This window comes from Stenotrophomonas sp. STEN020 (assembly GCF_056760195.1).
Genome location: NZ_JBRREI010000068.1, coordinates 1 through 22,076, shown reverse-complemented (window position 1 = coordinate 22,076; position 22,076 = coordinate 1). Strand labels below are relative to the sequence as shown.

The following is a 22,076-nucleotide window of genomic DNA, read 5'->3' as shown; positions in this document are numbered from 1 at the left end:
GCGGCCTTCCCCCTACGTGCCGCCCTTTGTCCTTCTGCACCGCTCGACGTGGGCGCGCTGGTGGTTTATACTCCCCTCCTCCGAGCCCCCCCGCCCCCCCCCCCCACTACATGTGAGGGAGTGCTTGGAAAGCCCCCTGCCGAGCATGGCTCGGCACTACAGGTGAGGGGTTGCTTGGAAAGCCCCCTGCCGAGCGTGGCTCGGCACTACATGAAAACCCTTGCCAAGCTTGACTCGGCACTATTTACATATTGCGACGGTACTCGCCGCCTACGTCGTACAGGGCGTGGCTGATCTGGCCGAGGCTGTGGGTCTTCACTGCTTCGATCAGCGCTTCAAAGACGTTGCGACGATCACGCGCGGTCTTCTGCAGATAGCCCAGGCCGTGACCATCGTGCGCTTCGTCATCCGTCGCTGCGCCTTCGATCTCATGCGCATGCGAGGTCTCACCCGCCGGGGCCAGTGCATTGCGGTTGCGCTGCCAGGTGTGCACGTTCTCGATCTGCTGGCCCTTTTCTTCTTCGGTCGAACGGATCAGTTCGATCTCGGTCGCCACTTCGCCGGCATGCTCCTTGGGCAGGAACATATTGACGCCGACCAGCGGCAAACTGCCGTCGTGTTTCTTGTGCTCGTAGTACAGCGACTCTTCCTGGATCTTGCCGCGCTGGTACATGGTGTCCATCGCGCCAAGCACACCGCCACGCTCGCTGATCGCCTCGAATTCCTTATACACCGCCTCTTCGACGATATCGGTGAGCTTGTCGACGATGAAGCTGCCCTGCCACGGGTTCTCGCAGAAATTCAGCCCCAGCTCCTTGTTGATGATCATCTGGATCGCCACCGCGCGGCGCACGCTTTCCTCGGTCGGCGTGGTGATTGCCTCGTCATAGGCGTTGGTGTGCAAGCTGTTGCAGTTGTCGAACAACGCGTACAACGCCTGCAGCGTGGTGCGGATGTCGTTGAACTGAATCTCCTGCGCGTGCAGCGAACGGCCCGAGGTCTGGATGTGGTACTTCATCATCTGCGAGCGCTCGTTGGCGCCGTAACGCTCACGCATCGCACGCGCCCAGATACGCCGCGCGACGCGGCCAATCACCGTGTACTCCGGGTCCATGCCGTTCGAGAAAAAGAACGACAGGTTGGGCGCGAAGTCATCGATCTTCATGCCACGCGCCAGGTAGTACTCGACGATGGTGAAGCCATTGGACAGGGTGAAAGCCAACTGGCTGATCGGGTTCGCACCGGCCTCGGCGATGTGATAGCCGGAGATCGACACCGAGTAGAAATTACGCACCTTGTGATCGACAAAGTACTGCTGGATATCACCCATCATCCGCAGCGCGAACTCGGTGGAGAAGATGCAGGTGTTCTGCGCCTGGTCTTCCTTGAGGATGTCGGCCTGCACCGTGCCACGCACGGTGGACAGGGTTTCTGCCTTGATCCGCGCATAGGTCTCGGCGTCCACCAACTGGTCACCGGTAACGCCAAGCAGCGCCAAACCGAGGCCATTGTTGGTTGGCGGCAAGTCACCGTGATACTGCGGGCGGCTGCGGCCTTCGAATATCTCCGCGATCTTCTGTTCCGCTTCGACCCAGCGCGCGGCATCTTCCTGCAGGTATTTCTCGATCTGCTGGTCGATGGCGGTGTTCATGAACATCGCCAGGATCATCGGCGCCGGGCCATTGATGGTCATCGACACCGAGGTGGTCGGCGCACACAGGTCGAAGCCGGAATACAGCTTCTTCATGTCGTCCAGCGTGGGAATGTTGACGCCGGAATTGCCGATCTTGCCGTAGATATCCGGACGCGGTGCCGGATCTTCGCCGTACAGGGTGACGCTGTCGAAGGCGGTGGACAGGCGCGCGGCCGGCTGGCCAACACTCAGATAGTGGAAGCGGCGGTTGGTACGTTCCGGCGTGCCTTCGCCGGCAAACATGCGGATCGGGTCTTCGCCGCTGCGGCGGTACGGATAGACGCCACCGGTATAGGGATAGGAACCGGGCAGGTTTTCCTTCTGCAGGAATACCAGTAGTTCACCCCAGCTGCGATAGGTGGGCGCAGCGATCTTCGGGATCTGCTGGTGACTGAGCGATTCGCGGTAGTTCTCGACGCGGATGGTCTTGCCGCGCACCTGGTACTCGTTGACCGGGTCGGTGATCGACTTCAGCCGTGCTGGCCATTCACGCAGCAGTCGCAGCGCGTCCGAATCCAGCGACTGCACCGCGTCGTTGTAGCGCTGGCGCAAGGTGCGGATGCTGTTGTCGACGCCTGCATCGGTGAGCGCATCGCCTGCGTACAGATCCAACGCTCCCGGCTGCGCTGCATCAGCCAGCTCCTTCAGCGCCTGCCAAAGACTCTGCGCACGCTCGGCAACCTCCGCCTGCGACTCGATACGGGCATTGATGCCGCGGCCCTGCTCGGCGATCTCGGCCAGGTAACGCACGCGCGCACCCGGGATCAGCACCGTCGCCCGGGGCTCCTTCAACGTGGTGTCGATCTGAGGCTGCAGGCCAGCATCAGCCTTCGCCTTCTCGCGCAGCAGGCGGCACAGGTTCGCGAACATCCAACTGATGCCCGGATCATTGAACTGGCTGGCAATGGTCGGATACACCGGCACATCCTCGTCCTTCATGGTGAAGGCGACGCGGTTGCGCTTCCATTGCTTGCGCACATCGCGCAGCGCGTCTTCGGCACCGCGCTTGTCGAACTTGTTCAGCACCACCAGCTCGGCGTAATCGAGCATGTCGATCTTTTCAAGCTGGCTTGGCGCGCCGAAGTCGCTGGTCATCACGTACATCGGGAAGTCGACCAGATCGACGATCTCCGAATCGCTCTGGCCGATACCGGCGGTCTCGACGATCACCAGATCAAAGTGCAGCGACTTCAGGAAACCGATGCAATCGCGCAGCACGGTATTGATCGCCGCATGCTGGCGACGGGTCGCCATCGAGCGCATGTAAACGCGCTTGGAACGCAGCGAGTTCATGCGGATGCGGTCGCCCAGCAGCGCACCGCCAGTACGACGGCGGGTCGGGTCGACCGAGATCACCGCGATGCGCATCTGCGGGAAGCTGGCCAGGAAGCGGTTGAGCAGTTCATCGGTGACCGACGACTTGCCGGCGCCACCGGTGCCGGTAATGCCGATGACGGGAGCACGCCGAGAATGGGGAATGGGGAATGGGGAATCGGTATCCGCCTTGGCCCACTGTTTACGAAGCCTTTCCAGCTCAATCTCAGTGAATGCGCCGTTTTCAAACGCGCTAAGCATGCGCCCAATACCAATTTCATCATTGATTTCGGGTGAGCGTGCAGCCTCCCATTCCCCATTCTCGACTCTCGATTCCCGCGCGCTACCAGCGCGCTGAACCACATCCTCGATCATCTCCACCAGCCCCATCTTCATGCCGTCATTGGGGTGATAGATGCGCTCCACGCCATAGGCCTGCAGCTCGCGGATTTCCTCCGGGGTGATGGTGCCGCCACCGCCGCCGAATACCTTGATATGGCCTGCGCCCCGTTCGCGCAGCATGTCGACCATGTACTTGAAGTACTCCACGTGCCCGCCCTGGTAGGACGACAGCGCGATGGCGTCGGCGTCTTCCTGCAGTGCGGCGCGCACCACGTCTTCCACGCTGCGGTTGTGCCCGAGGTGGATCACCTCCGCGCCCTGTGCCTGGATCAGGCGGCGCATGATGTTGATCGCCGCATCGTGGCCATCGAACAGACTGGCGGCGGTGACGAAGCGCAGCGGGGTGGTTTCAGGCTGCGCCTGCGGGAGCTGGGAGGCGGGGGTACTCATGGGCCGTGCAACATCCGGTTTCTATTGCAACCGATGATAGAACCGCTGCCCGCGCAGGTCAGGTTGCAGCGCAGCGTGACCTTTTGCCGGTTTGCGCTATCGATGGGCACGCGGGCCGCCGTTTCCGGCAAAGTGGGGTGCCAACACAGGTAGCCCAGCCTGAACATTCCCCTAGCGAGAATGGATTAGAATGACGCATCCGCGACCCGTCACTGCCCCCGACGAAGTCGCATTTTTTGTTTTCCGGCCAGCCATTTGGCTACACGATCACTGACGTTGTGGCAGATACGCCATCGGAGCTTGCATGCTTTTCGAAACCCTCGAGACTTCCGGCCATGAGCAGGTCGTGTTCTGCCAGAACCGCGACGCCGGCCTGAAGGCGATCATCGCCATCCACAACACTACCCTCGGCCCAGCCTTGGGCGGCGTGCGCATGCGCCCCTACGCCAACACCGATGACGCGCTGCGCGATGTCCTGCGCCTGAGCCGCACCATGACCTACAAGAACGCCCTGGCCGGGCTGAACGTGGGCGGCGGCAAGGCGGTGATCATCGGCGACCCCAAGACCGCCAAGAGCGAAGTGCTGTTCCGCGCCTTCGGTCGTCAGGTCGAAGCACTGGCCGGCCGCTACATCACCGCCGAGGACGTTGGTACCGACGTCAACGACATGGAAAACATCTATCTGGAAACCGGCTTTGTCACCGGCGTGCACCAGGTCCATGGCGGCTCCGGTGATCCGGCTCCGTTTACCGCCTACGGTGCGCTGCAGGCGCTGATGGCCTCGGTCAAACGCAAATTCGGCCATGAGGAAATCGGGAAGCTCAGCATCGCCGTGCAGGGTCTGGGCCATATCGGCATGGAGCTGGTGAAGCTGCTGCGCGAGCGCGGCGCCAAGCTCTACGTCACCGACCTGGACCCGGTACTGGTGCAGAAGGCCGTTACTGAATACGGCTGCGAAGCGGTCAAGCCCGATGCCATCTACGACGTCGCCGCCGACGTGTTCGCGCCCTGCGCGATGGAAGGTGCCATCGACATGAGCACGCTGGAGCGGCTCAAGGCCAAGGTCATCTGCGGCACCGCCAACAACCAGCTGGCCAGCCATGCCGTGGGCGATGAGCTGTACAAGCGCGGCGTGCTGTGGGCACCGGACTATGCTGTCAATGCCGGCGGCGTGATGAACGTATCGCTGGAGATCGACGGCTACAACCGCGAGCGCGCGATGCGCCTGATCCGCAGCATCTATCACAACCTCGGCAAGATCTTCGACCAGTCCGAGCGCGATGACGTCTCGCCGCAGCGTGCGGCCGACCGCATCGCCGAAAGCCGACTGGAAGCGATCGGCAAGCTGAAGATGCCGATGGGCCGCGCAACCCCGCGCATGAACCGCCTGCGCGGCGAGTAAGCCACACCCGAAAACACAGAAGGCGGGCGATCATCTCGCCCGCCTTCTGCTTTTCAGCAGCCCAGAACCGCAGCCAGATCAGAACGCCTGCTGCAGACGCAGCGACACCTGCCGGTTATCGCCGCGCGGGCCGAAGCGCTGGTCATAGCCCAGTGACAGGCGCGTATTACGGGCCAGCCACGAGTCCACCGACAGCCCAAACAAGCCGCCCGAACGCGACGGCTGCAGGCCGGCGATCGGCGCCCAGGCATCCACCCCGACGAAGCTGGCATCCAGGCTCAGGCCACTGTTGCCGAGCGCCTGCTGCCATTCGGCATAACCATTGAATGCCACCCGCTTCCACAGGTACTGGCCGCGCAGGCCAGCCAAGGCCTGCACCCGGCTGCTGCTCCAGTCATCGGCGCGCAGGCCGAAGCCGTAGCCGCCCTGCTCGTTGAAAGCGCCACCGTCGATACGTGTGTAATCCGCCCCCACATACGGCGTCAGCTGCACCTTGCCACGGCCGAGCAGATAACCGGCCTCGACGCTGCTGGACAGGAAGTTGCCGCTGTAACGCGCATGCACTCCGGCACGCTCGGAGCCCAGTAACAGGCCCCGATCAAGCTCGCGCTGGTACTGGCCGAATCCAGCCTGGCCCAGCACATAGGCATCACCGCGCTGCCAACCGGCATAGAGCTGCGACTGGGTCTGGCGGTCGCGACTGCGATCCTGGGCTACGCCACCACTGGTATTGGCACGGGTTTCGCCGAACGCGAAGCCCAGCACGGCATTGCCTGACAACGCGGTTTCGCCGCCCATCATCCAACCGCCGACGCTGTAGTCACTGCCCAGGTAACCGCCCTGCCCGCCGCCACCAAGGCTGCGCATCCAAACACCGTTGACTGCCGACCGCGCACCGCCCTCGGCGAACTGGCTGGACAGCGCACGCCGGTTCATATCGATGCTGTCGAAGGTCATCGCGGTGGCGGTGGCATGGGCTTGCCCGGAGAGACTCTCCAGACTCTGGGCCAGGCCGGCAAAGCCGCCACCCACACCCTGCACCGACGCCGCCGCTGCGCCGAACGCCGTGGTCTGCAGGCCATCATCGGAATCCAGCAGTTCGAACGCCTGCTCCACCCGCTGCGCCGCCGACATCGCGCGCAAACCAACGCTGGCGGCGCTTGCCGCCGCCGTGACGCTCACCCGGTCCAATTGCAGCCAAGCGTTGTTGGCGTCATAACCGTACTGGGTCTGCAGCAAGGTAACACCGGTGCTGCCAGTGGCCGGGGTTGCGAATTGCCCGCTGATACCGCCGCCGGCATGCAGCAGGTCCTGACGGCGACCATCCTGTGGCACGTAGCCAGCGACCGCGCCATTCACCACCACCCCACCATCCAGGCCCGCCGTTCCTGTGACCTGCAAGGCATTGGAACCGAGCGCAACCATCAGCTGCGCACCAGGCCGCTGCACGTAGTTGCCCTCAATCGTTGCCGAACCCTCGTTGCTGAGCACGATCACGCTGGCACCATTGTCCACGTTGCCCACCACCCGCGTGGTGCCCCCCATGAACTGCAGCGCAGCAGCCGAAGGGTTGGACTGCGCATCGATGCTGACATTCGAACGGATTGAGCCACCGTCACGCAGCGCAAGCGTGCCCTGCTGGATACGGGTGGCACCGGCATAGGTGTTGGCAGCCGACAAGCCCAACGATCCGCTGCCGGATTTCACCAGGCCGCCGGCACCGCTGATCGGATTGCTCCATACCGAATTGAGCCCGAGCTGACTCACATTGACCTTGATGTCACCCCAATCAGCCTTGCCCGGCCCCTTCACCGCCTTGCCGACATTGAGCAGGCCATAGCCGAACACGGCATCCGGACCGGGATCACCCAGGTCGGTCGCAGTCCCCAACAGGGTCTGCCGGACCAGATCGTTGTTGAAGTACGGGAACGCCTGCCATACCAGCGCCGCCGCGCCCGACACCAAGGGCGCCGCATACGAGGTGCCGCTGCCGTAGTAGTACGACAGATTATTGGCCGTGCTGTTCTGTCCCAGGAACATCGCTGTTCCCGGTGCCACCAGACAGTAATTCTTGGCGACGCCGCAGGCGTTGGAATAAGACGCCAAAGCCGTCGGCTTGGCCGTATCCAAGGCCGCCACTGCCAACCAGCCACGTTCCAGGTCGGCGGCCGGATAGCTGCCAGGGTTACCAGCCTTGCTCGGCAACGCGGCCATGTCGGAAGGATTGGGCTTGGATTCGTTGCCGGTGGCAAACACCACCAGCCCATCATTGTTGTTGATGAAAGGACGGTACTCGTTGGCAATTTCCGCCGTTACGTTCGGCCGGGTCCAGTACAGGCCGCCCCAGGAGTTGTTCATGATGCGCATGCCATCGCGGATCAGGTCGGCATGGATCGCGGCCATGCCTAGCGCACCGGTCACTTCATTGCCATTGCCAGAACCATCATCGGTTGGCGATTTATCGGCAATGATGCGCGCGGACAGGATCTGCGCACCCGGCGCGACGCCACCCGGCCACTGTCCAGTGGGCGCACCTGCGGCAAGCTGGGCGACAGTGGTGCCATGCCCGACCACGTCATCCACCGACAGATTGTTCTGTGCGGGGTTGAGGTAGTTGTGGTTGGCCAGCACCCGTCCGGCCAACGCCGGGTGATTGCGCATCACCCCGGAGTCGATCACGCCGATACGGTAGCCGGCACCGGTCAGGCCCATGGCGTGCGCGGCCTGCGTGTTGGTCAATGCCAGATGCGCGTCAAACGCTGGCTGCGGGGTTACAGGCGGAGTCGTGGTGGGCGGTGGCGTCACCGGCGGCGGGTCTGATTTTGCGCCGCTACCGCTACCGCAGGCAGCCAATGCCAGCGCCAATGAACTGGCCAGCGCGCCGCGCGCCAGATTGCTGCTCACCATTAAACTATTCATTCCCTTGTTCCCCTTCCCGTGGATGATTCACCAATTCAGGTATTACCTGATCCCGGTAGCACTCCGGCTACCTTCTATACTGCAACGACAATCCACTGCCTGTGGGGATGTGCCGTTGGTCCAATGTGCCAGATCCCGCAGACCTTCGATAATTGCCGCAAGGTATAACCGAGATTGCTCATGTCTGACATCGTCATCGCCGCCGCCAAGCGTACCGCCATTGGCTCCTTCCTTGGCCAGTTCAACGGCGTCCCCACCCCGACCCTGGGTGCCACTGCCATCAGCGCCGCCATCGCGCAGTCCGGCATCCCCGCCGCGGACGTGTCCGAGGTCATCATGGGCTGCGTGCTGCCGGCCAACCTTGGCCAGGCGCCCGCCCGCCAGGCCGCGCTCGCCGCCGGCCTGCCGACCAGCACCGGTGCCACCACCCTCAACAAGGTCTGCGGCTCGGGCATGAAAGCCATCATGCTCGGCCACGACCTGATCAAGGCCGGCTCGGCCAGCATCGTGGTTGCCGGCGGCATGGAGTCCATGTCCAACGCCCCGCACATGCTGCCCAACTCGCGTACCGGCAACCGCTACGGCAATTTCCAGGCAGTGGACCACATGGCGTGGGACGGCCTTACCAATCCCTATGACGGCCAGTCCATGGGCGTGTTCGCCGAAGCCACCGTGGCCAAGTTCGGCTTCACCCGCGAAGAGCAGGACGCGTACGCGATTGAATCGGTGACCCGCGCGCAGGCCGCACAGGCCAACGGTGCGTTCAACGATGAAATCGTTGCGGTCACGGTTGCCACCCGCAAGGGCGACGTTGAGTTCAGCCAGGACGAGCAGCCGGGCAAGTCGGACGTCAGCAAGATCCCGACCCTGCGCCCGGCCTTCAAGAAGGACGGCAGCGTCACCGCCGCTAGTTCCTCCAGTATTTCCGACGGCGCCGCAGCGCTGGTGCTGCTGTCGGCGGATGACGCCGCCAAGCGTGGCGTGCAGCCGCTGGCCCGCATTGCCGCGCATGCTACCCACTCGCAGGAACCGGAATGGTTCACCACCGCGCCGATCGGCGCGATCAGCAAGGTCCTTGAAAAGGCCGGCTGGAGCATCGCCGACGTCGATCTGTTCGAGATCAACGAAGCCTTCGCCGTGGTTGCGATGGCACCGATCCGTGAGCTGGGCATCCCGCATGCCAAGATCAACGTCAATGGCGGTGCCTGCGCATTGGGTCATCCCATCGGTGCGTCCGGTGCCCGCTTGGTGGTTACGCTGGTAAATGCATTGCGCACGCGCGGCCTCAAGCGTGGCGTTGCGTCGCTTTGCATCGGCGGCGGCGAAGCAACCGCCATCGCCATTGAATTGATTTGATTGGAAAATTTCAGATAATTCAAAACCTGAATGCGGGACCGCTTGACAGTCGAAATGGGCTTGTCATCATGTTCCCGGCGCGCAATGGCGCGTTGCCTAATTTCACGACGAGGATTCACAAATGAGCATCAACAAGCTGCTGATCGCAATGACCCTGGGTCTGGCCCTGACCGCCTGCTCGAAGCAGGAGCAGGCTGCTGACGCCGCCGCTGCCGCTGACACCGCTGCAACCGAAGCCCAGGGCGCTGCTGACGCTGCTGCCACCGCTGGCGCTGCTACCGCTGACGCTGCCCAGGCTGCTGCTGACACCGCCGCCACCGCTGCTGACGCTGCTGGCCAGGCTGCTACCGACGCTGCTGCTGCCACCACCGACGCTGCTGCTGCCACCGCTACCGACGCTGCCAAGGCTGCTGAAGACGTTGCTGCACAGGCCAAGGACGCTGCTGAAGAAGCCAAGAAGTAATAACTTCTGCTTCCAAGCTTGTCTTGAAAAGCCGCTGGTTCGCCAGCGGCTTTTCTTATGGGCCGGGTTTGCTGCGGCAGTGCCAGAAACAACTGCAAACGCGCCGCGGCGTGTCGCCTCGCCTACGTGCACGCACAACACACTGAGCAGTCAGCTGCTAGCAGCGATCAGCATGTGCGGACTGGTGCACTGCCCTGTCGCCGCATAGCTGCTGCATTGCTTAACCGCGTCGTCTGGTCTTGACGTGATCTGAATACGTCAGCCTCTAGGGTGACCACATTGGTCCAACCCAGGAGAGTGCAATGAAGCTGTTTGTCCCCGTACTGGCCGCAGGCCTGGTGCTGGCTTTGGCTGGCTGTAATGACCGTAACGCCGAGCAGGCCAAGCAGGACGCAGCCGCTGCTGCAGACCATGCCGCCGAAGCAGCCAAGAACGCAGCCGAATCCGCTGCCGACGCAACCCGCGATGCCGCCGACCAGGCTGCGGCAGCAACCCGCAACGCCGCCGCCGAATCGCAGCAGGCATTGGACAATGCGGCCGACGCCACCGCCAAGGCTGCCGACGATGCCTCCGTCGCGGCCAAGGACGCCGCTGCCGATGCCAGCGCCGCTACCGCCAACGCGGCGCAAAAAGTTGCCGACCACGCCCACGATGCAGCCAAGCAAGCGCGCGAAAAAGCAGACGCCGCCAAGCATTGATAGACTTCGCCACGCAGCTGTCATGCCGATGACAGCTGCGTGACGCTCGCGCTGGATGCGTGATGCCAAAGGGGGCCGGATGCACACCACATCCGGGAAGGCATGTGATCACGCGCGCGCAGGCAGCACGTGCGTATCACCTCGATCATGCAGTCAAGGGCCGGATGCGGAAACACACGGGCAGTAAATTCGCGCTGATATTTTCGGCGTTGGTGTTCGTCGCCATTGGCGTCGGTGTATTCGTCGGCGCGCGCAGGTTCATCGCCGATGCACGGCTGGTCGCCCATACCCACGAAGTCATCAGCCGGATTGATGAGATCCAGTCGATGGTGCTCGATGCCGAGTCGGCCGAGCGCGGCTATCTGCTGACCGGCAGCCAGGCCTATCTGCTGGACTACCAGGTAAGCGTGGAACGGCTGCCGTTGCTGCTGAGCAACCTGTCCAAGTCGGTCCCCGACAACCCCGATCAGGCACACAACGCGCTCGAGCTCAACGAGCTGGTGAACCGGCGCCTGCAGCAGATCCAGCATGTCGTCGATATCTATGACGGACAAGGCTTGGACGCCGCACGCGCGGCAATCAACCAGAGCGCATTCCGCACCACCAGCGCGATCCGCGAACAGGTGCGAACCATGGTCGAGGAAGAACACGAACGATTGGTGGACCGCGCCGCCAGCTCGCGCCGCAGCGCCGACCTGCTGCTGGGGCTCGCCTTTGCCGGCATCCCCTTTGGCCTGGCCGTGGTCGCATCGGTCTACGGCATCCTCTTGTCCGAGCTGCGCCGCCGCACCCGCGCCGAGAAGCGCGCGGCCAGCGCCAGCCAGCAACTGGCGGGCAACCTGGAGCAGATTGAACGTTCCAGCGCTGACCTGCAGACCTTGGGCCGTTATACCGGCCTGCTGCAAAGCTGTGCAAACCCGGAAGAAGCCCTGGAAATCAGCGCGCGTACGCTGGAAGCATTGATGCCAAACGTCGCCGGCTCGGTCTATCTGCTGCGCGCCTCCAATGACCGTGTCGAGAACATCGTCAGCTGGGGCAAGCCGCTGGTGGAAACCAGCGCGTTCCTGCCGCCCAGCGATTGCTGGGCGATACGGCGCGGGCAACCGCATGTGATCGATGACCTGCTGCGCGATGCCAGCTGTCCGCATATCAGCCGACCAGAACACGGTCAAAGTGTGGCCACTGCCTGCATCCCGATGTCGGCCCAAGGCGTGCAGATTGGTTTTCTGTTTCTTTCCGGTGCTGGCCCCGGCCCGCTGCCGCGCTTGAACATCGCCGAATCGGCGGTGGAACAGTTGTCGCTTGCGCTGAGCAATCTGCGCCTGCGCGAGTCACTGCGCCTGCAGTCGATCCGCGACCCACTGACCGGGCTGTACAACCGCCGCTATCTGGAAGAATCACTGACCCGCGAAATCGCCCGCTGCGGCCGCCGCGACTTCCCGCTGTCGGTGATCATGCTGGATGTGGATCACTTCAAGCAGTTCAACGACACCCACGGTCACGGCGGCGGCGATGCCTTGCTGGCGGCCATCGGCCAGCTACTGGGTTCGCGCCTGCGCGGCGAGGACATCGCCTGCCGCTATGGCGGCGAAGAGTTCACCGTGATCCTGCCCGAGTCGGACAGCAGCAATGCCCTGCGTCAAGCCGAGGAACTGCGTATTGCCCTGTCGCAGATGAGCGTGCCGTTCTCCGGCAAGACGCTGCCGCCGATCACCATCTCGCTGGGCGTGGCGACTTACCCGGTTGATGGCGTGGCTGGCCTCACCCTGCTGCGCAAGGCCGATGCCGCGCTGTACCGGGCCAAGCGCAGCGGCCGCAATCAGGTCCTGCGATTTGATGCCTCGCTGGACGGCGCAGGTTGAAGCGAGCAGCGGTAGGAGCGGCGTAAGCCGCGAAACCGATAGAGGTCGAAGCTGCTGGTGCGCCGGCAACTGCAGAATGGCTGATTGCGGGTTTTGATGGTGTTTGCCTTGCTACTGGCTTCGCGGCTTACGCCGCTCCTACCGGCAAGGCGCGAGCCAGTATGTCCGCGAACGGTGTATCTGCCGACAGCAATCCATACACCGGCTGCGATTGGCGCAGCCGCGAGTCTGCAAAGGCCTGCGCCAATGGACTGTCCGCGCGCAGCAGCATTGCCGCCTGCAACAACACCGCGATATCGGCAACCAGCGTGCGCGCATCGGCCTGCACCAACTCAGCCCCTTGCAGCCGTTCCAATAGCAGCTGCAACGCGTTGTCGTAGGCATCGTTGCGGCCCGCGACCTGCTGCAGCTCGGCCAGCAAAGCCACACGCGTTTCCGGTTCGCGCTGCAAGGCACGCAGCACGTCCAGGCATTGCACGTTGCCGCTACCTTCCCAGATCGAGTTCAGCGGCGCCTGCCGGTACAAGCGCGGCAGCATCGACTCTTCCACATAGCCGGCGCCGCCCAGGCATTCCTGCGCTTCGTTGACGAAAACTGGTGCGCGCTTGCATATCCAGAACTTGCCGATGGCAGTGCCGATACGTGCGAATGCAGCTTCATGTGGATCACGCGGCGCGCCATCCACAGCACGCGCAACACGCATCGCCAAGGTGGTCGCCGCTTCCGACTCGATTGCCAGATCGCTCAACACATTGGCCATCAACGGCTGCTCGACCAGCGGTTTGCCGAAGCTACGCCGGTGGCGGGCATGATGCAGCGCCTGCGCCAAGGCCATGCGCATCTGCGCGGCCGAGCCCAGCATGCAATCCAGCCGGGTCAGCATCACCATCTCGATGATGGTCGCTACGCCGCGCCCCTCTTTGCCAACGCGACGCGCCCAGGCACCACAGAACTCCACTTCGCTGGAAGCATTGGCCCAGTCACCGAGCTTGTCCTTCAAACGCATCAGATGGAAGTTGTTGCGCCGCCCGCAGGCCAGCCGACGCGGCATCAAGAAGCAGCTCAGTCCACCGGGTGCCTGCGCCAACACCAGCCAGCCATCGGACATCGGCGCGGAGAAAAACCACTTGTGCCCAACCAGGCTGTACTCGCCCTCGCCCGCCAAAGGTGTCGCCATGGTCGTGTTGCTACGCACATCGGAGCCGCCCTGCTTCTCGGTCATGCCCATGCCGACGGTGATGCCCGGCTTGTCGCCGATCGGCAGGTCGCGTGCGTCGTAGAACGGTGCCGCCGCCTTGTTGGCCCATTCGGCCAGCGCAGGCTCCTGGCGCAACACCGGCACTGCGGCGTGGGTCATGGTCAGCGGGCAACTGGTGCCGGCTTCGGCCTGGTGATGCAGATAGCTCAGCGCCGCACGCGCCACATGTGCGCCGGGCTGCGCCGAACGCCAGGACAACCCGGCCACGCCACGGGTCTTCGCCGTGGCCATGAGCCGATGGTAGGCCGGATGGAAATCAACGGTATCGATGCGGTTGCCGTGTGCGTCGTGGGTGCGCAGCAGCGGCCGCTGTCTGTTGGCATCAAAGCCAATCCGGTACAGCTCGCCACCGGCCAACACACCGTAGTGCTGCAAGGCGCCCGCAAAGGACTCAGCGCCCTCGCGTTGCACGCACTGCTGCAAGGCCAGATCGTCCTGCCAAAGATCGCGCTCGGCAAACGGCGGCGGCTGGTTATCGACGACGTGGGTTTCGAACGGAGGCGGCTGCGGCAGCATGGCGGCGACTCGGGGAGGACCGCCCTTGATTCTGCCGCAAGCACGCGCCGCCCGCGCGTTGCTCAGCGCTTCTGCGCGACTTCAGCCAACGCAGCGATGAATTCATCCTGCAGCGCCAGCTTGCCAAACAGGCCGTGCTGGGTGCCACTGAGCACACGCAGCATATGACCGCGTCCGCCGGGCATGCGCCCCATTGGCTTGAACAGCAGGTCCCTGCTGTTTGCGATCCAATCGTGATCGGATTGGAAGATCGGCGTCAGCCAGCGGCTCCAGAACTGGTACAGCCATACATGCGCCTTGCGCTGCTGCTGGTAGCGCGCCAACGCTGCATCAATGTTCTGCTCGGCACGCAAGGCATCGCGCAGCGCCATCGCATCCATCAGCGCCATGTTGACGCCCTGCCCCAGCTGCGGGCTCATCGAGTGTGCGGCATCACCGGCCAATACCAGACGCCCGCGGTACCAGCGCTGCATCACCGCATCGCGGTAGCTGGCGCGGGCCAGCTGCGCCTGCGCTGTCACCCCGGCCAGGCGTTCGCGCGCTTCCGGCCACAGCGTGGCGATCTCATCCAGCCACGGCTCCAGCCCGTCACGCTCCCAGGCTTGGAAACCATCGCGTGGCAGGCTCCAGAAGAAGCTCAGGCGTTGCTCGCTGTCGCCCGGGCGACTGCCCACCGGCAACAAGCCAATCATCTTGCGCGCGGCCACATAGCGTTGGCGCAGCTCGTCCCCATGCTGCCAATCGCCGCGCGGCAGCAGGCACCACAGCGCCCCCCAGGGGTAAACGCGATCCAGCTTGGTGCCCTGCACCTGCGCACGCAGGCCGGAGCCGGAGCCGTCGGTGGCGATCACCAGATCAAACGGCCCATGCCAGCGCCCGTGCTGGTCCTGCACGCACTGCAAGGATTCGTCGATTGCACTGATGCGGCTGTCCACATGCAGCGCTGGGCCGGCATCCCAGGCGGCATCCAGCAGCGAGAACAGCGCCCCGCGCTGCATGCCCACGCCACACAGGCGCGCATCCAGCCCGGCATAGGTCATGTCCATTACCGCGCGGCCGCATGGGGTCTCGCCATACAGGCGGCGCACCACCGCGCCGTGCTCCAGCACCTGCGGCATCAGCTGCATCTGCCACAGCGCCTGCAAACCACTGGGCTGCAGCAGGAAGCCCGCACCTACCGGGCCCGGCGTTGCGGCCTGCTCGAACACCTGCACTCGGTGCCCGTCGCGCGACAACAGCACCGCCAGCGCCTGCCCGGCCGTGCCGTAGCCAACGATGGCGATATCCAATGTCTTGCTCATTACAGTCCCTCCCTGGGCGACCGCATCCCTAAAAAAAAACCCCGCCTAGGCGGGGTTTTTCCGCACATGCGGGTCGATCACTCGACCGGCATGATGTTCGAAGCCTGGGCACCCTTCGGACCCTGGGTCACGTCATAGCTGACGCGCTGGCCTTCCTGCAGGCTGCGGAAGCCCTTGGAATTGATCGCAGAGAAGTGCGCGAAGACATCGGCGCTGCCGTCCTCCGGTGAGATGAAGCCAAATCCCTTGGCGTCGTTGAACCACTTGACGGTACCGTTCGGCATGGTGATGCGAGACCTTGTTCGATGAATGGATTGATGCACGCTGAATGAAGCGCACTGGCGGAGTATGCAAACCTTAAGCCGGGATGACAATCACCCCCGGGCCAATTCACCCACCAAAGTCGGCAAACCGGACGAAGCTGCCTCCACATTGGCCAAAACCTCGGCCATGGTGATCTCCGCGGCGTCGCCGCAGCCAGCCGCCCAATTGGCGACAATCGCCAGACAGGCATATTCCAGCCCCAATTCGCGCGCCAGCCCGGCCTCGGGCATGCCGGTCATGCCGACCAGGTCGCAGCCATCACGGCGCATCCGGGCAATTTCGGCATTGGTTTCCAGGCGCGGGCCCTGGGTGGCCCCGTAGCAGCCGCCATCCTGCATCGCCACGCCCTTGGCCTTGGCCGCCGCCAGCACCTTGGCGCGGAACGACGGGGTGTAGGGATGGCCGAAATCGACGTGCAGGACCTCGCTGCCTTCTTCCTCGCTGAGCGTGGAAATCCGACCCCAGGTGTAGTCGATCAGCTGGTCCGGGCAGGCCAGTACGCGCGGGCCGAAGTCCTCACCAATGCCGCCCACCGTGTTCAAGGCCAGCACCCGGGTTGCGCCGAGCTGCTTGAGCGCGGCGAGGTTGGCACGGTAGTTGATCTTGTGCGGCGGGATCGAATGGCCTTCGCCATGCCGGGCCAGAAACGCCACGCGCTGGCCGTTCAACAGGCCAACCCGGACCGGACCGGAAGGGGCGCCGTAGGCGGTTTCCACCTCGTGGGTCTGGACATCGTCCAGCGCGGCCAGCTTGTACACGCCGGTGCCGCCAATAACGGCCAGGGCGATAGGTTCCATGCTCATTCCTGATGTTCTCGTTGGGCACGCGCAAGCCACGCCCTTGGCGTGGCCCAGCCGCGATCAGACCGAAAGCCGATGGCAAGCATCGGCCGCCGGTATTACTGCTTCATTGCGTAGATGGCCGGCAGCGAACGCAGCGATTCGTTGACGTCCATGCCGAAGCCGAACACGAAGCGGTCCGGCAGGTCGATGCCGGCATAGTCAGCCTTGACGCCTGGCAGGCAGCGGTCGTGCTTCTTCACCGTCAGCACGGCGATGCGCACGTCGGTTGCGCCCTGCTCCAGGCACCATTCGCGCACGCCCTGCAGGGTGAAGCCTTCGTCCAGGATGTCGTCGACCAGAATCACCCGGCGGCCGAACAAGGCCGACACCGGGCGGTGCTTCCAGACCAGCTCGCCGCCGGTCTCGCCGTGGTAGCGCGAAGCCTGCATATAGTCGAACTGCGCGTCCTGACCGCGCGCGCCCAGTTCCAATGCCAGTTGGCCGGCGAACGGCAGCGCACCGTTCATGATCGAGATGAACACCGGCACTTCGCCCTTGTAGTCACGCGCGATGGCGTCGGCGATGCCGGCGATGGCGGTGTCGATGGTGGGACGGTCGACCAGCAGGTCGGCCTGGGCCACGGCTTGTTCAAGAGTGAGTTTGGACATCAGGCGGTTCTTCCAAGGTTTTCAAACAGATGATTACGGGTATCAGTATGGCGGACATCGGCCAGCAGGCCGCCCCAGCCCATCGCCCCGCGGCCGATCAGGCTCAACAGGGCGGCGGTATTCAAGCTGCGGCCGGTCACGGCCTGCAGTGATTCTTCGACCAACTCCGGGTGGCAGACCAGCACCACGTCGCAGCCGGCATCCAGGTGCGCGTCGACGCGGGCCTTGACCCCACCGGCAGCGAACGAGGCCGCCATGCCGATATCGTCGGAGAACACCACGCCCCGGAAGCCCATCTGCTCACGCAGGATCTGGTTGATCCAGCGCGGCGAGTAGCCTGCCGGTTCCGGCGCCACCTGCGGATAGATGACGTGCGCCATCATCACCGCATCGGCGCCAGCGGCGATGCCGGCCCGGAACGGTATCAGGTCGTGCGCTTCAATTTCCGCCAGGGGCCGCGAATCAACCGCAGTGTCCACATGGGTGTCCTCACGGACCGTGCCATGCCCGGGGAAATGCTTGAGCGTGGCGGCCATGCCAACCGAATGCATGCCGCGCACATAGGCAGCGGTCAAGGCAGCGACAACCTGCGGGTCCTCGCCAAAGGCACGGTTACCAATGGCCAGGTTGCCATGGCCAACGTCCACCACCGGCGCGAAGCTCAGATCCAGGCCGCTGGCGCGGATTTCACTGGCCATCAGCCAGGCGTGCTGCTCGGCCAGGGCCAGGGCGCCGTCCGGGTCGCTCGCATACAGCTTGCCGAAGCCTTGCAGCGGCGGCAGATCGGCATAGCCCTCGCGGAACCGCTGCACACGCCCTCCTTCCTGGTCCACGCTGATCAGCAGCGGACGCGCAGTGGCGGCGCGAATCGCAGCGGTCAGCTCTACCACCTGCGCCCGCGAAGCGAAGTTGCGCTTGAACAGCACGACCCCGGCCACGGCGTCGTGCTGCAGCCAGTCACGCTCCTGGGCAGTGAGTTCGGTGCCGGCGACGCCGATCAAAAGCATGCAAGGACTCCAATCCACCGCAGACTGCGGCGTAGCGGAATATTGTCGCAGATGGCGCCCGCCGCGTCAGAGCCAGCGTTCAGACGCTGCAACCGTCCGGGCCGCAGGCCTGTTCATCCGGGCTGGCAGCGCCTTGCGGCGCCTGCTCGGCGGCGATCTTCCGCAATACGTCGGCAAACACTTCTGCCGGCTGGCCGCCCTGCACTGCATACTGGCCGTTGATGACGAAGGTCGGCACCGACTGGATGCCCAGCGCCTGTGCCTGACCAATCCCGGCCTGGACCTGGGCAAGACCCTCGTCAGAAGCCAGCATCGCCTGCACACGCTCGGCCGGGATCTCACCCGCCGCCGCGGCAGCAATCAGCACCTGTGGATCGGCCAGGTTGCGGCCTTCGGCGAAGTGTGCACGGAACAGCGCCTCACCGACCTGCTCCTGCACCCCGTACTGACCGGCCAGCCACATCAACCGGTGCGCCAGCACGGTGCTGACCTTGACCTGGCCCTTGCCGAAGTCCATCGGCAGGCCTTCGGCCTGGGCGGTGCCCTGGGTCTGCGCCAGCATCTGCTTGGTGCGTTCGGCACCGCCGAACTTGGCCGCGTAGGCCTCCAGCAACGGAACCGGCGTGGTGTCCGCATCCGGATCAAGCAGGAACGGATGCCAGCGCACCTCGATATCGGGCACGTCGCCGCCCAGCAGCTCAAGACCGCGCTGGAAACGGTGCTTGCCGATCCAGCACCAGGGGCAGACCACGTCGGACCAGATATCGATACGCATGAGGGTTCCTAATATCCAATGTAGTGCCGAGCCATGCTCGGCAAGGGCCTTACCAATAATGCCAACTGTAGTGCCGAGCCATGCTGGGCCGGGGATATACCAACAATGCCGAATGTCGTGCCGAGCCATGCGGGGCTGAAGCTTTACCGGTAATGCCTCTGCCGAGCATGGCTCGGCACTACAGACACTCACCACTGGCTGTAAGGCCTTGATGCCAAGGCCAGATTGTAATAACGCAATTCGTCGGTGACTTCGGCACCGGCCCAGTCGGGCCTGGCGAACACCTGGTCGGCGCTCTCCAGTTCCACTTCAGCCACCACCAGCCCGGCGTTGTCGCCGAGGAATTCATCCACTTCCCACAGCAGCCCGCCGTGCTGGACCAGGTGCCGGCGCTTGTCGATCAGGCCGCCAACACACAGCGCCAGCAGCTCACGCGCCTCGTTCACCGGCACCGGGTACTCGAACTCCTGGCGGGTATGGCCGAGCTCGCGTGACTTGATGTTCAGGTAGGCTTCGTCGCCCTGGATACGCACCCGCACCGAGGCCTTCTGCGCTCCACTGTCCATCGACGCCGTATCGTTGATATAGCCCTGTGCCATCGGGATGACGGCGTGCGCAGCGGCACGCCAGTCATCGCTGGTGACGAGGAACTTGCGCTCGATCTCGATACCCACCCGCTTACCTCTTCTCGAAGACGGCAATGCTTTCCACGTGCGCGGTGTGCGGGAACATATCCATCGCACCGGCGGATACCAGGGTGAAGCCGCGCTCGTTGACCAGGTAACCGGCGTCGCGCGCCAGCGAACCCGGATGGCAGCTGACGTAGACGATGCGTTTGAACTGGTCCAGCGGCAACTGCTTGAGCACATCGATCGCACCCGAACGCGGCGGGTCGAGCAGCAGCTTGTCAAAGCCCTGCTTCATCCACGGCGCTTCGCTTTGATCCAGGGTCAGATCGGCGGCGTAGAACTCGGCGTTGGCCAGACCGTTGCGCTCGGCGTTTTCCTTGGCGCGCGCGACCAGCCCGGCCTCGCCTTCCACGCCAACCACTTCGCGCACGCTGCGCGCCAGCGGCAGGGTGAAGTTGCCCAGGCCACAGAACAGGTCGAGCACCCGCTCATCTGGCTGCGGATCCAGCAAGGTCAACGCATGCGCGATCATCTGCTGGTTGAGCTTGGCGTTGACCTGGATGAAGTCCAGCGGACGGAACGCCAGCTCCACATCCCACTGCGGCAGCGCAAACGACAGTGCAACGCCTTCGGCCGGCCACAGCGGCGCCACGGTATGCAGGCCGCCGGACTGCAGGTAGATGGCAAAGCCGTGCTCTTGGCCGAATGCGATCCACGCCTGCTTGTCAGCATCACTGAGCGGCTGCAGATGGCGCACGGTCAGGGCGATGGCCGCATCACCAGCGATGAATTCGATCTGCGGGATGTCGCGCTTGCCGTCCAGCGTCTCGATGAAGGTGGACAGCACGCCCACCTTGCTGCCGATCTCCGGAATCACCGTCAGGCACTGCGACAGATCGGCGACAAAGCGCGGATCCAGCTCGCGGAAACCAACCAGCGTTTTGTCCTTCTTCTCGACGCGGCGCACCGAGAAGCGGCCCTTGCGGCGATAGCCCCAGCTGTCACCCACCAGCGCCGGCAACACCTCGCCCGGGCTGACGTGACCGATGCGAGTCAGGTTGTCGGTCAGCACCTGCTGCTTGGCCACGATCTGCTGCGACTCTTCCAGATGCTGCAACACACAACCGGCGCAGACGCCGAAATGCGGGCAGCGCGGCTCGACGCGGTGCGGCGAGGCCTTGAGCACTTCGACCGTCTTGGCCTCATCGAAATGACGGCTTTTGCCGGTCTGCTCAGCCATCACCGTTTCCTGCGGCAACGCACCGCTGATGAAGGTGACCTTGCCACCCTCGCCTTCGCGGCGAGCAACGCCACGGCCGTCATGGCTCAGGTCGAGGATGTCGGTCTGGAACGGGGTCTTGTCTATGCGGGGGGATCTGGATCGGGCCACGTGGCAACAGGCTGCGGGCAAAAGGGCGGCCATTGTCGCAGATGCTTAACATGAACACCCCCGATGGCTTGCAGATCGCCGCGCCATCGCTAATATGCGGGGTGTAGCTGACATGGAGGCAGCAGATGAATACGCATCACCAAGGAAACCTGCCGCGCCTGTTGTTGGTCGAGGACGACATGACCAGCCAGGGCTTCTTCCAGTTTGTACTGGAATCGCTACCGGCCAAGGTTGATATCGCCGAATCATGCGCCAGTGCGCTGCGCTTGGCACAGAGTGGAACCTACGACCTGTGGTTGCTCGATGTGAACCTGCCTGACGGCAACGGCGCCAACCTGCTACGTAGCCTGCGTGAACGCCATCCGCACACCATTGCCCTGGCGCATACCGCAGATACCAGCCAGGAAGTGCAGACGACGCTGCAACAGGCCGGTTTCCACGAAACCTTGGTCAAACCGATCAGTCGCGATGCGCTGCTCAAAATTGTGCGCCGTGCGCTGAGCAAGTCCACAGCAAAAGCCGATGGCAACGTTGCCGAGGCTGCTCTGGATTGGGACGAATCCGCCGCAATGAATGCCTTGAACGGGCAGCAGGCACATGTACGTGCACTGCGCGAACTGTTCCTGTCCGAGTTGCCCGGCACCCGCGATGCGGTCAGTCATGCACTTGAAGAACATGACGACAAGGCCTTGCATGCACAGCTGCACAAGCTGCAGGCCAGCTGTGGTTTTGTTGGCGCCTCGCGCTTGGCGGTTGCAGTGCGTCAGCTGAATCACGATCCGGCATCGATGCAGGCACGGCAACAATTCGGCAGCGCCGTCAGCGCCCTGCTGCGCTGATCAGATGTAGTGGCGGGCCCCCCCAGGCCCCAAAAAAAAACCCGAGAACCAAAAACCCCCCACGCACGCGCCCGACACAAAAACAACC

The 22,076-nt window shown here is 63.8% G+C and carries 17 protein-coding genes; 6 read left to right on the top strand and 11 right to left on the bottom strand.

The window, feature by feature from the left end; translation table 11 throughout:
- Nucleotides 1–244 precede the first annotated feature (244 nt).
- Nucleotides 245–3,799, bottom strand: a complete 3,555-nt coding sequence (locus tag ACVOLZ_RS19895; protein WP_481517630.1) for a methylmalonyl-CoA mutase family protein — start codon at nucleotides 3,797–3,799, stop codon at nucleotides 245–247.
- 304 nt (nucleotides 3,800–4,103) lie between these two features.
- Between ACVOLZ_RS19895 and ACVOLZ_RS19890 the strand changes: the two genes are divergently transcribed.
- Nucleotides 4,104–5,201 carry a Glu/Leu/Phe/Val family dehydrogenase gene (locus ACVOLZ_RS19890; protein ID WP_481508352.1) on the top strand — a complete coding sequence of 366 codons (1,098 nt, stop codon included), beginning with the start codon at nucleotides 4,104–4,106 and terminating at the stop codon, nucleotides 5,199–5,201.
- 78 nt (nucleotides 5,202–5,279) lie between these two features.
- On the opposite strand, the gene ACVOLZ_RS19885 is transcribed toward ACVOLZ_RS19890, so the two are convergent.
- Nucleotides 5,280–8,108 (bottom strand): S8 family serine peptidase, encoded by a 2,829-nt coding sequence (locus ACVOLZ_RS19885; RefSeq protein ID WP_481517631.1) that lies wholly within the window; start codon nucleotides 8,106–8,108, stop codon nucleotides 5,280–5,282.
- 192 nt (nucleotides 8,109–8,300) lie between these two features.
- On the opposite strand from ACVOLZ_RS19885, the gene ACVOLZ_RS19880 reads away from it, so the two are divergent.
- The 4 genes from ACVOLZ_RS19880 to ACVOLZ_RS19865 all read left to right on the top strand — a co-directional run bounded on the left by ACVOLZ_RS19880 (nucleotide 8,301) and on the right by ACVOLZ_RS19865 (nucleotide 12,499).
- A complete protein-coding gene (locus ACVOLZ_RS19880; protein ID WP_481517629.1) occupies nucleotides 8,301–9,476 on the top strand; it encodes a thiolase family protein in 1,176 nt (391 codons plus the stop codon).
- 121 nt (nucleotides 9,477–9,597) lie between these two features.
- On the top strand, nucleotides 9,598–9,939 hold the full coding sequence (locus ACVOLZ_RS19875; RefSeq protein WP_481508349.1) for a hypothetical protein: 342 nt from the start codon (nucleotides 9,598–9,600) through the stop codon (nucleotides 9,937–9,939).
- Between the two features lie 302 nt (nucleotides 9,940–10,241).
- On the top strand, nucleotides 10,242–10,637 hold the full coding sequence (locus ACVOLZ_RS19870; protein WP_481517628.1) for a hypothetical protein: 396 nt from the start codon (nucleotides 10,242–10,244) through the stop codon (nucleotides 10,635–10,637).
- 164 nt (nucleotides 10,638–10,801) lie between these two features.
- Nucleotides 10,802–12,499 (top strand): diguanylate cyclase, encoded by a 1,698-nt coding sequence (locus ACVOLZ_RS19865; RefSeq protein ID WP_481517627.1) that lies wholly within the window; start codon nucleotides 10,802–10,804, stop codon nucleotides 12,497–12,499.
- A 127-nt stretch (nucleotides 12,500–12,626) separates the two neighbouring features.
- Here ACVOLZ_RS19865 and ACVOLZ_RS19860 read toward each other — a convergent pair whose 3' ends face one another.
- From ACVOLZ_RS19860 to rlmD, 9 genes are all read right to left on the bottom strand, one after another.
- The gene (locus tag ACVOLZ_RS19860) at nucleotides 12,627–14,273 is read right to left on the bottom strand and encodes an acyl-CoA dehydrogenase family protein (protein WP_481517626.1); all 1,647 of its coding nucleotides are present in this window, start codon (nucleotides 14,271–14,273) and stop codon (nucleotides 12,627–12,629) included.
- A gap of 62 nt (nucleotides 14,274–14,335) precedes the next feature.
- Nucleotides 14,336–15,574, bottom strand: coding sequence for an FAD-dependent oxidoreductase (locus ACVOLZ_RS19855; protein WP_481517625.1), 1,239 nt, complete (start codon nucleotides 15,572–15,574; stop codon nucleotides 14,336–14,338).
- 77 nt (nucleotides 15,575–15,651) lie between these two features.
- Nucleotides 15,652–15,858: a transcription antiterminator/RNA stability regulator CspE gene (cspE, locus tag ACVOLZ_RS19850; protein ID WP_481512635.1), complete on the bottom strand. Its 207-nt coding sequence runs from the start codon at nucleotides 15,856–15,858 to the stop codon at nucleotides 15,652–15,654.
- 90 nt (nucleotides 15,859–15,948) lie between these two features.
- Nucleotides 15,949–16,695 (bottom strand): S-methyl-5'-thioinosine phosphorylase, encoded by a 747-nt coding sequence (locus tag ACVOLZ_RS19845; RefSeq protein ID WP_481512636.1) that lies wholly within the window; start codon nucleotides 16,693–16,695, stop codon nucleotides 15,949–15,951.
- A gap of 101 nt (nucleotides 16,696–16,796) precedes the next feature.
- Nucleotides 16,797–17,348, bottom strand: coding sequence for a hypoxanthine-guanine phosphoribosyltransferase (locus tag ACVOLZ_RS19840; RefSeq protein WP_481517624.1), 552 nt, complete (start codon nucleotides 17,346–17,348; stop codon nucleotides 16,797–16,799).
- Complete coding sequence (gene nagZ / locus ACVOLZ_RS19835; RefSeq protein WP_481517623.1) at nucleotides 17,348–18,355, bottom strand: beta-N-acetylhexosaminidase; 1,008 nt, start codon at nucleotides 18,353–18,355, stop codon at nucleotides 17,348–17,350. The genes ACVOLZ_RS19840 and nagZ overlap by 1 nt, the downstream gene beginning before the upstream one ends.
- Before the next feature lie 79 nt (nucleotides 18,356–18,434).
- Nucleotides 18,435–19,130, bottom strand: coding sequence for a DsbA family oxidoreductase (locus ACVOLZ_RS19830; RefSeq protein ID WP_481517622.1), 696 nt, complete (start codon nucleotides 19,128–19,130; stop codon nucleotides 18,435–18,437).
- 188 nt (nucleotides 19,131–19,318) lie between these two features.
- Complete coding sequence (locus ACVOLZ_RS19825; protein ID WP_481517621.1) at nucleotides 19,319–19,804, bottom strand: CYTH domain-containing protein; 486 nt, start codon at nucleotides 19,802–19,804, stop codon at nucleotides 19,319–19,321.
- A gap of 4 nt (nucleotides 19,805–19,808) precedes the next feature.
- Nucleotides 19,809–21,149 (bottom strand): 23S rRNA (uracil(1939)-C(5))-methyltransferase RlmD, encoded by a 1,341-nt coding sequence (gene rlmD / locus ACVOLZ_RS19820; RefSeq protein ID WP_481517620.1) that lies wholly within the window; start codon nucleotides 21,147–21,149, stop codon nucleotides 19,809–19,811.
- A 125-nt stretch (nucleotides 21,150–21,274) separates the two neighbouring features.
- Between rlmD and ACVOLZ_RS19815 the strand changes: the two genes are divergently transcribed.
- Nucleotides 21,275–21,988 carry an Hpt domain-containing response regulator gene (locus ACVOLZ_RS19815; protein WP_481517619.1) on the top strand — a complete coding sequence of 238 codons (714 nt, stop codon included), beginning with the start codon at nucleotides 21,275–21,277 and terminating at the stop codon, nucleotides 21,986–21,988.
- The last annotated feature ends 88 nt before the right edge of the window (nucleotides 21,989–22,076 follow it).

Excerpts from the sequence above, each read along its gene's own strand:
- ACVOLZ_RS19895 (WP_481517630.1), bottom strand. The coding sequence starts at position 3,799 with ATGAGTACCCCCGCCTCCCAGCTCCCGCAGGCGCAGCCTGAAACCACC.
- ACVOLZ_RS19890 (WP_481508352.1), top strand. The coding sequence starts at position 4,104 with ATGCTTTTCGAAACCCTCGAGACTTCCGGCCATGAGCAGGTCGTGTTC.
- ACVOLZ_RS19885 (WP_481517631.1), bottom strand. The coding sequence starts at position 8,108 with ATGGTGAGCAGCAATCTGGCGCGCGGCGCGCTGGCCAGTTCATTGGCG.
- ACVOLZ_RS19880 (WP_481517629.1), top strand. The coding sequence starts at position 8,301 with ATGTCTGACATCGTCATCGCCGCCGCCAAGCGTACCGCCATTGGCTCC.
- ACVOLZ_RS19875 (WP_481508349.1), top strand. The coding sequence starts at position 9,598 with ATGAGCATCAACAAGCTGCTGATCGCAATGACCCTGGGTCTGGCCCTG.
- ACVOLZ_RS19870 (WP_481517628.1), top strand. The coding sequence starts at position 10,242 with ATGAAGCTGTTTGTCCCCGTACTGGCCGCAGGCCTGGTGCTGGCTTTG.
- ACVOLZ_RS19865 (WP_481517627.1), top strand. The coding sequence starts at position 10,802 with ATGCGGAAACACACGGGCAGTAAATTCGCGCTGATATTTTCGGCGTTG.
- ACVOLZ_RS19860 (WP_481517626.1), bottom strand. The coding sequence starts at position 14,273 with ATGCTGCCGCAGCCGCCTCCGTTCGAAACCCACGTCGTCGATAACCAG.
- ACVOLZ_RS19855 (WP_481517625.1), bottom strand. The coding sequence starts at position 15,574 with ATGAGCAAGACATTGGATATCGCCATCGTTGGCTACGGCACGGCCGGG.
- cspE (WP_481512635.1), bottom strand. The coding sequence starts at position 15,858 with ATGCCGAACGGTACCGTCAAGTGGTTCAACGACGCCAAGGGATTTGGC.
- ACVOLZ_RS19845 (WP_481512636.1), bottom strand. The coding sequence starts at position 16,695 with ATGGAACCTATCGCCCTGGCCGTTATTGGCGGCACCGGCGTGTACAAG.
- ACVOLZ_RS19840 (WP_481517624.1), bottom strand. The coding sequence starts at position 17,348 with ATGTCCAAACTCACTCTTGAACAAGCCGTGGCCCAGGCCGACCTGCTG.
- nagZ (WP_481517623.1), bottom strand. The coding sequence starts at position 18,355 with ATGCTTTTGATCGGCGTCGCCGGCACCGAACTCACTGCCCAGGAGCGT.
- ACVOLZ_RS19830 (WP_481517622.1), bottom strand. The coding sequence starts at position 19,130 with ATGCGTATCGATATCTGGTCCGACGTGGTCTGCCCCTGGTGCTGGATC.
- ACVOLZ_RS19815 (WP_481517619.1), top strand. The coding sequence starts at position 21,275 with ATGAATACGCATCACCAAGGAAACCTGCCGCGCCTGTTGTTGGTCGAG.